Source organism: Aurantimonas sp. DM33-3 (genome assembly GCF_014334315.1).
GTDB lineage: Bacteria > Pseudomonadota > Alphaproteobacteria > Rhizobiales > Rhizobiaceae > Aurantimonas > Aurantimonas coralicida.
Genome location: NZ_JACSGS010000003.1, coordinates 408,531 through 421,663 on the forward strand (window position 1 = coordinate 408,531; position 13,133 = coordinate 421,663).

Consider the following 13,133-nt stretch of genomic DNA (forward strand, 5'->3'; position numbering starts at 1 on the left):
ATTATATTAAGCGCTGCGCAACGCGCCCATTTCCGTGCCCGGCAGCCGACCGCGTCCGGCCGGTCCTGGCGGGACAGTGACCGGGCAATGCCCGAAAGACGAACGGCCGATCATGACCCATCTTTCTGCCCGCAGGTCTGCCCTGCCCCGGCTTTCAATCGCAATCGCTCTGGCCCTCGCCGTCGTGGCGACGCCGCAAGTGGCGGATCGGGCCATGGCGCAGGACGCCCTCGACAAGTCGCCCGCGGCGGCCGAGCCGACACAGCCGGCGCCGACCGCAACGCCTGAAGCGGCACCCGGGGCCGCGTCCGAAGCCCCGACCGGCGTCCCGGCGGCGGAGACAGAGGCCACCCAAACCGCACCGGCAGCCCCCGCGGCACCGGAAACGCCGGCAGAACCTGCCGGAGCGCAGCCGGCCGCCCCCGCCGCTGCCGAACCGGACACCGCGGTGACCGACGAGGCCACGACGCCTGCCCCGTCCACCGCCGCCACGCCGTCAGTTCCGGCCGCCGACACGGCGCCGGTCGAGCCGACAGAACCGGCCGCAGACGCCACGGCGGCGGAGCCGGCCCTTGCCCCCGCTTCGCCGGTCGCTCCCGACGAACGCAACGCGGCGCTGCCCCACGATCTGTCGCCCATGGGCATGTTCATGGCCGCCGACTGGGTGGTGAAGGCGGTGATGATCGGCCTCGCCTTCGCCTCGCTGGTCACCTGGACCATCGGCCTGTCCAAGGCGATGGAACTGGCGCTGGCCAAGCGCCGCGCACGGGTCGGCGTGCGCCGTCTCGCCCGCGCCGAGACGCTGACGGAGGCCCTGACCGCGAACCGCCGCCGCTGGCGCGGCCCGGTGGCAGCCCTTGCCCAGAGTGCGGAGGCCGAGCGGGCGCGGTCCGCCGACCTCTCCGACGAGGGCATCAAGGAGCGCGTCTCGGTCGCGCTGTCGCGCATCGAGGCCGGTGCCGGCCGCTCGATCTCCCGTGGCACCGGCATTCTCGCCACCATCGGCTCGACCGCCCCCTTCGTCGGCCTGTTCGGGACCGTCTGGGGCATCATGAACTCCTTCATCGGCATCAGTCAGGCCAACACCACCAATCTCGCCGTCGTCGCGCCGGGCATCGCCGAGGCCCTCCTGGCCACCGCCATCGGCCTCGTCGCCGCGATCCCGGCGGTCATCGTCTACAATGTCTTCGCCCGCTCCATCGCCGGCTATCGCGCCGTCCTGTCCGACGGCTCGGCGCTGGTCCTGCAGCACCTGTCGCGCGACCTCGACCGTCGCCACACGACCCGGGAGGCGGCGCCGTTGATGGCCGCCGCGGAGTAGGCCGATGGGGATCAACCTCAACCAGGGTGGCGGCGACGATCTGGGCGGCGCCGGCGAAGTCTCCGAGATCAACGTCACGCCCTTCATCGACGTGGTGCTGGTGCTGCTGATCATCTTCATGGTCGCCGCGCCGCTCTCCACGGTCGATGCGCCCGTCGACCTGCCGCTGTCCAACGCCGAGCCGCAGGATCGGCCGGACGAGCCGATCTATCTGACGGTCCAGGCCGACAACACGCTGCTGATCGGCGACGACGAGGTCGATCCCGCAGCGCTGGCCGAAGGGCTGGATGCCGCCACGGGCGGCAATCGCGACGAGCGCATTCTCCTGCGCGCCGACGGCGCCATTGCCTATGGCGACCTGATGGAGGTGATGAACCAGCTGCGGACCGCCGGCTATCTGAAGATCGGTCTCGTCGGCCTCGAAGATGCAGGCGCCGGCGCCGCCGGGGCGGCAGCCGCGGGACGGACCTGAGCCCATGGCCCGCCACGGCGATCGCATCCCCTTCGGCGACGGCACCCGGCCACTGCGCGCCGGCCTCGTGCGCTGGCCGCTGGCGGCGCTGCTCGTGGTCGCGGCCCATGGCGCCGTCGCCTATGCGGTGCTTGCACGGGTTCCCGACGAGCCGCCGGCCGGCAACGAGCAGGCGCCGATCCTGATCGAACTCGCCGCGCCCGCGGCAACGCCCGACATCGCCTCCACCGAAGCAATCGCCGAGCCGGAAGCCACCGAGCCGCCGCCCGAGATCGAGACGCCCGAGCCGGAGCCAGAGCCCGAAATTGAGCCTGAGCCTGAGCCGGAACCGGTCCCCGAACCGGAGCCGGAAGAGCAGGTCGAGCCCGAGCCGACCCCTGACCCGGTTCCTCCCGAAGTCGTGGAACCGGAGCCCGAGCCTGAGCCGACGCCTGAGCCCGCGCCCGAACCGGAGCCCGTCGTCGAGGCGGCGCCCGATGTCGTGCCGGTGCCCACCTTCCGCCCGACCCCACCGCCGAAGGTCCGGCAGGCCGTGCGCGAGAAGAAGCAGGAGATCAAGCCGCGCAAGCCACGCCAGAAGGTCGAGCGCAAGAAGCAGCGCCGGCAGGTGAAGAAGGCCGCGCCGCCGCCCTCGACCGCCACCAAGGGGCGCAAGCAGCGGCAGGTCTCGCAAGGGGCGACGGTCTCGCGCTCGGCGCTGACAAGCTGGCGCAACGCCGTGCAGGCGCGGCTCAACCGCTACAAGCGCAGCCCGCGCGGCGGCGGGTCCGGTACCGTGACGGTTTCCTTCCGCATGGATGGCAATGGTCGCGTCACCTCGGTGCGGGTCGCCCGTTCGGCGGGCCGTATCCTCGACGATGCGGCGGTCTCGCTGCTGCGACGGGCCAGCCCGTTCCCCGCGCCGCCCGGCGGCAAGGGGGTTTCGCTGACGGTGCCGATCCGCTTCCGGTAAGCTCGCTTGGCCACGCGGACCGGCGTGCCCGCCCCAATCGAAGAAACGCGCGACCGGACGGGCGCCGCGGCATAAGCCGTGTCGTCCGTCACGGCGCTCCAGAGATGAAGACGAGGCCCCGATGCTTGCGCGGTTCTTTTCCTATTATGCCCCGTGGCGCGGCCTGTTCGTTCTCGATTTCGGCTGCGCGGTGCTGGCCGGCCTCCTGGAACTCGCCTTCCCCATCGCGGTGAAGGTCTTCATCGACACGCTGCTGCCGAGCGGCGAATGGAACCTGATCATCGCCGCGGCGGTCGGGCTCCTGGCGATCTACCTGCTCAATACGGGCCTGATGGCCGTCGTCACCTATTGGGGCCACATGCTCGGCATCAATATCGAGACGGAGATGCGCCGCCGCGCCTTCGACCATCTCCAGAAGCTCTCCTTCGGCTATTTCGACAACCAGAAGACCGGACATCTCGTCGGCCGCCTGACCAAGGATCTGGAGGAGATCGGCGAGATCGCCCATCACGGGCCCGAGGACCTGTTCATCGCGGTGATGACCTTCCTGGGCGCCTTCGTCCTGATGCTGTTCGTCCATGTCGAGCTGGCGCTGATCACCGCCATCGTCGTGCCGGTCGGCACGATCCTGACCGTGCGCTACGGTGCCCGCATGACCGACACCTGGCGCGCGATCTACAGCAGCGTCGGCGCCTTCAACGCCCGCATCGAGGAGAATGTCGGCGGCATCCGCGTCGTGCAGGCCTTCGCCAACGAGGATCACGAGCGCGCGCTCTTTGCCCGCGACAACGCGCAATATCGCGGCCGCAAGCTCGACGCCTATCGCATCATGTCGGTCAGCCAGTCGCTGAACTATCTGTCGATGCGGCTGACCCAGGTGATCGTCATGGTCGCCGGCACCTATTACGTCATCGAGGGCGACCTGACGAATGGCGGCTTCGTCGGCTTCCTCCTCCTGGTCGGCGTGTTCTTCCGCCCGGTCGAGAAGATCGCCGCCGTGCTGGAGAGCTATCCGAAGGGCATCGCCGGATTCCGCCGCTATTGCGACTTTCTCGACACCGAGCCCGACATCGTCGACCGGCCCGGCGCCCGCGCTGTCGACAAGCTCGCCGGCGACATCCGTTTCTCGAACGTCCACTTCACCTATTCGACCGGCCACCCGGTGCTGGACGGCATCGACCTGTCGGTGAAGGCCGGCGAGACGATCGCCTTCGTCGGCCCCTCCGGCGCCGGCAAGACGACGATCTGCGCGCTGGTGCCGCGCTTCTACGATCTGGTCGAGGGCGCCATCACCATCGACGGCATCGACATCCGGGACATGCGGCTTGCGGCGCTGCGCAGCCATATCGGCGTCGTGCAGCAGGACGTCTTCCTGTTCGGCGGCACCATCCGCGACAACGTCGCCTATGGGCGGCTCGATGCCGGCGACGCCCAGATCTGGGAAGCGCTGGAACGCGCCCATCTCGCCGAGACCGTGAAGCGCCTGCCGGACGGCCTCGACACCATCGTCGGCGAGCGCGGCCTGAAGCTGTCGGGTGGCCAGAAGCAGCGGCTGTCGATCGCCCGCATGTTCCTCAAGGATCCGGCGATCCTGATCCTCGACGAGGCGACCTCGGCGCTCGACACCGCGACCGAGCGCGCCATCCAGACCGCGCTCGCCGAGCTCGCCAGGGGCCGCACCACGCTGGTCGTCGCCCACCGCCTGTCGACCATCCGCCACGCCGACCGCATCGTCGTCGTCGAGGCCGGCCGGATCGTCGAGGAGGGGGCGCATGACGCCTTGCTGCAGCAGGACGGGGCCTATCGCCGGCTGGTGCTGGCGCAGGAGCAGGACGTCCTGCGTCCGGCTATCCTCGCGGCGGAATGACCGGGTCCGGGCGGGCTGCGGCCCGCCCCTCTCAGGCCGTTCGGAAGATGCCTTTGCGGCTAGCGATGCACGCCGCCGGTCGCCGGTTCGGCCTCGCCGCGCCAGTAGGCGACGACCAGATGGTCGCGCGCCTTCAGGCCCCAATGGCGGCGGCAATGGTGGCGCAGCCGCTTGAACGCCTTGAACTCGCAGCCGATCCACACCGACGTGCCGGCCTCCGACGGCCAGTCGAGCGCTACGACGGCCTCTTCCAGGAGCGTCGTCGTCCCGGCAGCCCGGCCTTCGCGGTTCAGCCAGACCAGTTCGAAGCCCGCCGGATGGGCAAGCGACTGGATCTCGCCGGCATCCTCGACCTCGATGATCGCTGTGCCGACGGCATCGGCCGGCATTTCTTCCAGCATCCGGGCGATCGCCGGCAGGGCGGTCTCGTCGCCGGCGAGCAGCATGCGCCCGGCCGGGACCGCGCCGCCGCCGCCCGGACCGATCATTCCCACCGGATCGCCCGGCCGGACCGTGCGGGCCCAATCCGAGCCGGGGCTTTCGCCGTCATGCAGCACGATATCGATGTCGACGAAGCCGGCACCGGGGTCGATGTGACGGATCGTGTAGGTCCGCAGCACCAGCTTGTCTTCGCCTTCCGGCCAGGCCGGAATGCCCGACGGCACGGCACTCGGCCACACCGGCTTGCGCCCCTTCGGCGGGATCAGGATCTGGATGTGCAGCCCGCCGCTTTGGAACCGCGCCAGATCATGGCCGGTCAGGCGCACCCGGCGCAGCTTCGGCGTCACCTGCCACGCATCGACGACCCGCATTTCGCGGAACTGCGGCAGCTCGGACGTGCCCTCGCCGTCGCCCGACCAAGCGATCTCGACATCGGGGCCGAAGAATTCCCGCATGTTCCAGGCGATGAGATATTTCATGTTGGCGAGCGCGCCGCGGTCGCTCGCATCGGCGCAGGCGGCCAGCGCCTCGCCCCGGCCCTCGATCCGCGCCCGCGCGCCATAGAGGTCGAGCGCCAGACCGTCGCCGGGCTTGCGGGACGGCGGCATGTGATCGGCGAGGATGCCGGCGAGATGATCGAGGAAGCCGGCGGGAGTCTGGGTGGCGATCTCCACCGCGGCGCAGAACTTCGTTTCCGCGTCGCGTGCGGGGTCGTCGTCACCGTCGGGCGCGCAGGACGTCACCATGGGAGGCCTCGAGACCGGACCGCCGCACAGGACCGGACGCGGATGCTGCAAGGCCGTTTCGGCCAGCCGATGCCGCTCCGATGAATGTCGGTCATGTCCGTTCCCCGTGTTTGCCCCCGTCAGGGCGGGTATAATAACATGACTTTCATAGTCAAGTTCGAGCGGCCGAGGAGGGAACGGACCGCCGGCCTTCTGCGTCTTTCCCCAAAAGCGGACGTCGAACAGAAGGATAGCCAGATGACGAGTTCCATTCCCGCCCAGCACCAGGACGCGACGCCGGGCCGCGAGAGCGAGATGACGCCGGCGCCGGACTACATGCCCCGCTACCCGAGCTCCGGGCGGCTCGACGGCAAGGTGGCCCTGATCACCGGCGGCGACAGCGGCATCGGGCGCGCCTCCGCGGTGCTGTTCGCCCGCGAGAAGGCCAAGGTCGCGATCCTCTATCTCGAGGAGGACAAGGACGCCGAGGAGACGAAGACCGCCATCGAGGCGGAGGGCGCCGAGTGCCTGCTGATCCGCGGCGACGTGCGTGACAAGGCGTTCTGCACCGACGCCGTGAAGCGGACGGTCGAGGCCTTCGGCGGGCTGGACGTGCTGGTCAACAACGCCGCCCACCAGATGGAGGAGAACGACCTGCAAAACCTCTCGCAGGCCGAACTCGCCAAGCATTTCGAGACCAATGTCTACGGCTATGTCTACATGATGCAGGCGGCGCTGGATCACCTGCCGGACGGCGCGGCCATCGTGAACGTGACCTCGGTGAACAGCTACAAGGGCAACGATTCCCTGATCGCCTATTCCTCCACCAAGGGTGCGATCACCGCCCTCACCCGTTCGATGGCCAGCAACCTTCTCGACCGCAAGATCCGCGTGAACGGTGTCGCGCCGGGGCCGGTCTGGACGCCGTTCATTCCCATGTCGATGCCGGCCGAGAAGGTCGAGGGGTTCGGCGAGCAGGCCCCGATGAAGCGGGCCGGACAGCCCAACGAGATCGCCCCGTCGGTGCTGTTCCTCGCCTGCCAGGACTCCTCCTACATGACCGGCCAGGTCCTCCATCCGAATGGCGGCTACATCGTCGGGGCCTGACGGCGTGACGCTCCCAGACGGGAGGGAACGCGGCGCGGCTTTGCCCGCCGCTGCGCCGGAAACCCGGTTGCCGCGTTGCCCCGTCTGCCACGCCCGCAACATGCGGGTGACCGAGCGCGCCGCCCGCCACCAGGCGGCCTGGCGCGAATGCGGCCATTGCGGTCTTCTCGCAGACGCAGCTGCCCTGGCATCGGGTCGGCTGCCGACCCTGATCGATGCCCGCCTGGCGGGGGAGCGCTTCGTTCTGGCGCCGGACGATCCGTTCTTCGTCGAAAGCTACAGCCTGCGGACCCTGGCGCTGTCACGCGGGCTCGTCGCCAGCCCGGTGGGCGACGAACAGCGGGCGGGCCTGCGCAATCCCTATACGGACTGCCCTGCCGTCGCCGACCTCCGTCCGCTCGCCGCCTCTCCCGCGGTCCCGGTGTCGCTCGTGGTCATCTGCCGCCCCGGCGACCTGAGCAATCTTCGCGATCAGCTCGGCCCGGTCGCCAGCATCCTTGACGATCTCTGCCTCGTCGTCGACGAACCGCACACGGCCGACCTCATGCCGCCGACCGACTGGCCCGACACGGTCCGCATCCTGCAACGGCCGCTCGCCGGCGATTTCGCTGCCCAGCGCAATGCCGGACAGGAGATGGCCCGGCACGACTGGGTGCTGCAGCTCGACGCCGATGAAACCGTCGATGGGGACACGCTCGCGGCCCTCGGCCATGTCGCAACCCTTGCAGACGCGGGCGGCTGCCTCTCCGTCGGGCTGGCGCGCCGCAACCGCGTTGACGGGGTCCTCTCCGACCTCTTCCCCGACATCCAGTACCGCCTGAACCGTCGCTCCGTACGCTATGCGGGCCAAGTGCATGAACGGCCGGCCCTCGCCCGCGGCTGGCGCGACAGCTTCATCGCCCCGAACCTCGTCATCGAGCACCATCTGTCCCGGGCCCATGTCGAACGACGCTCCGAGCGCTACGAGGCGTTGCAGCCCGGCAAGGGCCGCCTGTTCGAGCGCGACGCGCTGCTGACGCCCTATGCCGACTGACGCCGGAACGCCCTAGCCGCTTCGTAGAGCGCCAGCGTTTCGCTGCCGAGCGTCTGGCGGGTAAAGCGCCCCGCTGCCGCCACCGCCCGGCGATGGAGTTGCAGGCGCAGATCGGCGTCGCCCAGGGCCGGGCGCAAGACGTCGGCAAGGGCCGCGCCGGAGGCGTCGGCGGCCAGGAGACCGGCCCCGCTGTCGCCGACGACTTGGCGGGCGGACGGGTCCACGGACAGCCCGATCACCGGTCGCCCGAAGGCCAGCGCCTCCTGGTAGACGAGGCCGAAGGATTCGTAGCGCGATGGTGCGACGACCAGATCGGCCTCCCGATAGGCGGCATCGAGCGCCGCGTCGTCGAGCCGGCCGTGCAGCATGAGGCAGGACCGGGCACGATCGTCGAGCGGCGGCAGGTCTTCCGCACCGATCCCGACGAGATCGAGCCGGAAGCGCGGCAACGCTCCCCTGGCCATCTCGTCGGCAAGGATCGACAGCGCCCCCATCAGGCAGTCGAAGCCCTTGCGCGCCTCGGCGCGGCCGACAAAGAGCAGGCGCAGCTCCCCTCCCGCCGGCGGATAGGACGCACCGGCCGCGCGCGCCAGACGCTCCGGCGGCAGCGACAGGCCGATGACCGCCTGCGGAGCCGCCTCGTCGAGCCCGTAGAGGGCCCGCACCTTCTCGCCATGGCTCTGCGTGTTGAAGATATGGCCGTCCGAGCGCCGGGCGGTCCTCGCCTCCAGCCGGCAGGCATAGCGTCCATCCAAGCGGTCGCGCAGGCCGCCGGAGATGGCCCCGGTCGAGATCGCCGGGGTGGAATGGCGGGTGACGAAGGGCAGGTCTGGGATCCGGCTGGCAAACGCCCCCGGCGCGTACCAGTTCGTCGCCTCCAGGCAGTCGAAGGCCCTCTGCCGATGATCCGCCGCGATGCGCGCCGAAAACCAGCGCGGCGCGACCAGATGGCCGATCGCTGCCCGTCGCCGCAACCAGGGGCCGGCCCCGCCTTCGGGCGGCTGGCAACCGATCACCCGCACGCCCCCGATCACTTCGCTCCCCTGCCGGTCCAGCGTGTAGACATGGGCCTCGGCGCCGGCCGCCGCGAGGCTTTCGGCGATCTCGCGGGCCGCGACGGCAAGGCCGCTGGCGCTCGGCGGATAGTCCCAGGCGATCAGCGCGGTGCGAAGCCGGCTCATCGGGCCAGAAGCTCGCGATAGAGCCGCAGGTAATCCTCGGCCATCCGCCTGGCGGTGAACCGCGCCTCGAAACGCGCGCGGATCGCATCGCGGTCGAGAGTGCCGATTTTCCGCAGCGCCGCCGCCGCCTCGGCCTCGTCGCGCACCACGAAACCGGTGACGCCGTCCTCGACGATCTCGGGCACCGAGCCCCGGTCGAAAGCGATCACCGGCGTGCCGCAGGCCATTGCCTCGATCATCACGAGGCCGAAGGGTTCGGGCCAGTCGATGGGAAACAGCAGCGCCGTCGCCGCGCCGAGCAATGCCTGCTTGCCCGCATCGTCCACCGGACCGACGAACCGGGCGTCCCCGCCGAGCAGCGGCGCGACCCTCTCGTCGAAATAGGTGGGATTGCCGACATCGACGGCCCCGGCCAGCCGGATCGGCATGCCCGCAGCCTTTGCGATGCGGATGGCGGCATCCGGCTGCTTCTGGTCGGTCATTCGGCCGACGAAGGCGGCATAGCCCCCGTCGCCCGGCCCTGCGCGGTAGCGGCTTTCGTCCAGCCCGTGATGCACCACGCCGGCGCGGTTGGCGGCCGGAATCCGGTCGAGCTGGCTCTGCGAGATGCCCGCCACAGGCAGGTCGGGGAAGGCCGCGAAGAACAACTCCCGGTCGAGTTCGTCGACGCGCCAGTGGATGGTGGTCAGCGAATGCCGCCGCCGCTCGCCCAGCAGCGCCGCATGGAAGAACTCGCCATGGCAGTGGACGATGTCGAAATCGCTTAGCCGTCTGCGCAATTCCTCCATCTGGACCGCCTCCAGAACCTGCGGGATCGAGGGCGGCACCGCCCCATGACGCTCTTCCAGCCCTTTCAGGCTCGGCAACGTGCCGATGCGCGGAATGTCGCACCTGCTGTCGGAGGGGGCGAAGAGGGTGACGGAGACCCCCAGTGAATCCAACGCCTTGGACAGATCGTGAACGATCCGTTCCGTCCCGCCGGACAGATCCGGGGGCGTCGGAAAAATGTTAGGGGCGACCTGAGCGACTCGAAGCGGTTTCATCGCCGGCCATATGGGCGGTCAGACCAATTCGTCAGTATCCAAACGGAAGAGGTAGGCGCCTTGTTCGTCGTACACGTCGCTCTTCAGGGCTGCCTCCGGGCAACCGATGTCAGCTATGGCCTGACCCCGGACACGGGCGGCCACATCAAATATCTGCTCGAGCTGGTGGCGGCCCAGGCCAGGACGCCCGGCATCGACCGTATCGTCATCGCCACGCGCGGCTTCGACAGCGAGTATGGCGACGAGTACCGGCCGGGCTGGGAGCGGATCGACGACAAGGTCGAGATCCTCCGGCTGCCGACCGACCGTCCCGAATATCTGGCGAAGGAGGAACTCTTCACCGAGACCGCCAGCTTCGCCGGGCATTTGCTGGAATGGCTCGGCGATCAGCCCGAGGCGCCAACCTGCCTGCACGCCCATTACGCCGATGCCGGGACCGTCGCCGAACTGGTGCGCGCGAAGACCGGCATTCCGTTCCTGTTCACCGGCCATTCGCTCGGCCGCGTCAAGCGCGCGGCCATGAGCACCGGCGAGATCCCGGCGGAGACCGCCGCCGTCCTCGACCGGCGCATTGCCATCGAGGAACGGACCTTCGCGGCCGCCGACCTCGTCATCGCCTCGTCGCGGGACGAGGCCGAGGTCCAGTACGCCGCCTATGACAGCTACGAGCCGGGCAAGATCCGGATCATCGAGCCCGGCAGCGATCTCGACGCCTATCGCAGCGCGACCACCACCGATGCGGTCGATGCGATGATCGCGCCCTTCCTGCGCGAACCGGACAAGCCGGTCGTCCTGGCGATCGCCCGCCCGGTCGCCAAGAAGAACCTGCCGATGCTCGTCGAAGCCTTCGGCCGCGATTCCTGGCTGCGCGAGAACGCCAATCTGGTGATCGTCGCCGGCACCCGCGGCGATCTCTGCGAGCTTGGCGAGGAAGCCGCCGGCCAGATGCGGGCGATCCTGGAGGCCATCGATCGCCACGACCTCTATGGCCGCGTCGCGGTGCCCAAGACCCATCGGCCGGCGGACATCCCGGCCCTCTACGCCCATGCCCGCGCCCGCGGCGGCATCTTCGTCAATCCGGCGCTGAACGAGCCCTTCGGCCTGACGCTGCTGGAAGCGGCGGCGAGCGGGCTGCCGCTCGTGGCGACCGACAGCGGCGGTCCGAACGACATCATCGAGCGTTGCAACAACGGCCGCCTCGTCAACCCGCACGAGCCCGACGCCATCGCCGGCGCCTGCCGCGCCATTCTCGAGGATCCGGCGCTTCACGCGACCTACGCCGCCAATGGCGCCAAAGCCGTGGACGCCTATGACTGGACGCGGCATGCCGAGCGCTGCCGGCAACTGGTCGAACGGCTGGTCGCCGGTGCGAAGCCGGCGCAGATCATCCACCAGCCGCAGCTGCTCGTCTGCGACATCGACAACACGCTGACCGGCTCGGACGCCTGCATCCAGGCCTTCACCCGCTGGCATGCCCGCGAGACCGCGCTCGACTTCGCGGTCGCGACCGGCCGCTCGCTGCACAGCGCGCTCTCGATCCTCGAACAGCAGGCCGCGCCGAACCCCAAGATCATCATCTCCTCGGTCGGCACCGAGATCTATTTCCTCGAGCCGAACGGCGTCACCTACCGCCGCGACCGCGACTGGAGCCGGCGCATCGCCACCGGCTGGCAGCGCCGGCGGATCGCTGCCGCTCTGGCGGACTATCCGGGCATCGCCCCGCAGGCGCCGCTGGAACAGCGCGCCTTCAAGCTGAGCTATCTGGCCGAGGGCGACCGCAGCATCGTCGCCAGCATCCGCGCGCATCTCCAGCGCCGCGGACTGGCCGCCGCCGTCATCCACAGTCACGGCCGCTATCTCGACATCCTGCCGGTCACCGCGTCGAAGGGCGCCGCGATCACCTATCTGCGCCAACGCCTGTCCCTGCCCGACGAGGCGGTGTTTGCGGCCGGCGACAGCGGCAACGATATCGAGATGCTGCGCTCGGTGCCGCAGTCGATCATCGTGGCGAACTATTCCGACAGTCTCGCCAGCCGATCCGACCTCTCCCATTCCTATGTCGCGCGGCAGAGTCACGCCCGCGGCATCATCGAGGGCGTGACCCATTTCCGGACCCGCGCCGGACGGGCGCCGATCCAGTGACGGTCAGCCTTCTCACCCTGACGCGCAACCGGCGGCCGCATCTTCTGAACCTGATGGAGAGCCTGCGCCGGCAGAGCCGCAAGCCGGATGAACTCGTCATCGCCTGCATGCAACCGGCGATCGAGCCGGACCTGCCGGAGATCGGCATCCCGGTGCGCCAGTTCACGGTGCCGGGCGACGACCTGCCTTTGGCCGCCGCGCGCAATCGCGCCGCCGAGGCGGCGACGGGCGAGACGCTGATCTTTCTCGATGTGGACTGCGTCGCCGCACCCGACCTCGTCGCACGCTTCACCGAGGCCTGTGCAGAGACCGACGGCTTCTTCCTCGGCGAGGTCCTGTATCTGCCGGGCGGCGCCATCGACGGCGCGCTGGATTTCGACGCGCTCGACGCCGTCGGCATCGTACACCCGTCCAAGCCCCACATGCCTCGCACCGGCCTGCGGCGCGAGGCGAATACGGGCGAGTTCTGGGGCCTGTCCTTTGCGGTGCGCAAGGCCACCTGGGAGCGGCTCGGCGGCATGGACGAACGCTTCGTCGGCTATGGCGGCGAGGAGACCGATCTTGCCGCCCGTCTCGATCCCGCCGGCGTGCCGCTCTACTGGACAGCCGGGGCCCGCGCCTATCATCAGCACCACACCGTCCACGTGCCGCCGCTGCCGCATTTTGACGCCATTCTGGCCAATGCCCGCCGCTTCCACGCCAAGCATCGGCGCTGGTGCATGGATTATACCGGCCCGCTCATGAACTGACCGCTTTAATGTACGGGTAGTTGCAAAGGGACCGGATGCGGCTTGGATCTCTGGTGGCGCGGTTCCAGGCATCGCAGCAAGCGTCGATGATGGCTTGCCT

11 protein-coding genes are annotated in these 13,133 nt (G+C 69.5%); 8 read left to right on the forward strand and 3 right to left on the reverse strand.

Features of this window, described 5'->3' with window-relative positions; genetic code table 11:
• The first annotated feature begins 112 nt into the window (after nt 1-112).
• The 4 genes from exbB (at nt 113) to H9Q09_RS06895 (ending at nt 4,612) form a co-directional block, all read left to right on the forward strand.
• Nucleotides 113-1,321, forward strand: coding sequence for a tonB-system energizer ExbB (gene exbB, locus H9Q09_RS06880; RefSeq protein ID WP_210315243.1), 1,209 nt, complete (start codon nt 113-115; stop codon nt 1,319-1,321).
• A 4-nt stretch (nt 1,322-1,325) separates the two neighbouring features.
• Entirely contained in the window at nt 1,326-1,793 is a 468-nt protein-coding gene (exbD, locus tag H9Q09_RS06885; protein WP_187390445.1) for a TonB system transport protein ExbD, read from the forward strand.
• Between the two features lie 4 nt (nt 1,794-1,797).
• On the forward strand, nt 1,798-2,745 hold the full coding sequence (locus tag H9Q09_RS06890; protein ID WP_187390446.1) for an energy transducer TonB: 948 nt from the start codon (nt 1,798-1,800) through the stop codon (nt 2,743-2,745).
• A gap of 121 nt (nt 2,746-2,866) precedes the next feature.
• A complete protein-coding gene (locus tag H9Q09_RS06895) occupies nt 2,867-4,612 on the forward strand; it encodes an ABC transporter ATP-binding protein (RefSeq protein WP_187390447.1) in 1,746 nt (581 codons plus the stop codon).
• Nucleotides 4,613-4,671: 59 nt separating this feature from the next.
• Here the strand turns inward: H9Q09_RS06895 and H9Q09_RS06900 are convergent, their stop codons facing one another.
• Complete coding sequence (locus H9Q09_RS06900; RefSeq protein WP_187390448.1) at nt 4,672-5,799, reverse strand: siderophore-interacting protein; 1,128 nt, start codon at nt 5,797-5,799, stop codon at nt 4,672-4,674.
• Between the two features lie 237 nt (nt 5,800-6,036).
• Between H9Q09_RS06900 and H9Q09_RS06905 the strand changes: the two genes are divergently transcribed.
• A complete protein-coding gene (locus tag H9Q09_RS06905; protein ID WP_187390449.1) occupies nt 6,037-6,885 on the forward strand; it encodes an SDR family oxidoreductase in 849 nt (282 codons plus the stop codon).
• Between the two features lie 67 nt (nt 6,886-6,952).
• A complete protein-coding gene (locus tag H9Q09_RS06910) occupies nt 6,953-7,918 on the forward strand; it encodes a glycosyltransferase (RefSeq protein ID WP_246716035.1) in 966 nt (321 codons plus the stop codon).
• Here the strand turns inward: H9Q09_RS06910 and H9Q09_RS06915 are convergent.
• Together H9Q09_RS06915 and H9Q09_RS06920 are read right to left on the reverse strand one after the other, a co-directional pair.
• On the reverse strand, nt 7,906-9,099 hold the full coding sequence (locus H9Q09_RS06915) for a glycosyltransferase family 4 protein (protein ID WP_187390451.1): 1,194 nt from the start codon (nt 9,097-9,099) through the stop codon (nt 7,906-7,908). The genes H9Q09_RS06910 and H9Q09_RS06915 overlap by 13 nt on opposite strands.
• On the reverse strand, nt 9,096-10,142 hold the full coding sequence (locus H9Q09_RS06920) for a glycosyltransferase family 4 protein (protein WP_187390452.1): 1,047 nt from the start codon (nt 10,140-10,142) through the stop codon (nt 9,096-9,098). The genes H9Q09_RS06915 and H9Q09_RS06920 overlap by 4 nt, the downstream gene beginning before the upstream one ends.
• Nucleotides 10,143-10,202: 60 nt before the next feature.
• Here H9Q09_RS06920 and H9Q09_RS06925 point away from each other — a divergent pair, with 60 nt between their 5' ends.
• Both H9Q09_RS06925 and H9Q09_RS06930 read left to right on the forward strand, forming a co-directional pair.
• Nucleotides 10,203-12,284, forward strand: coding sequence for an HAD-IIB family hydrolase (locus tag H9Q09_RS06925; protein ID WP_187390453.1), 2,082 nt, complete (start codon nt 10,203-10,205; stop codon nt 12,282-12,284).
• Nucleotides 12,281-13,033 carry a galactosyltransferase-related protein gene (locus H9Q09_RS06930; protein WP_348646281.1) on the forward strand — a complete coding sequence of 251 codons (753 nt, stop codon included), beginning with the start codon at nt 12,281-12,283 and terminating at the stop codon, nt 13,031-13,033. Before H9Q09_RS06925 ends, H9Q09_RS06930 begins: the two co-directional genes overlap by 4 nt.
• The last annotated feature ends 100 nt before the right edge of the window (nt 13,034-13,133 follow it).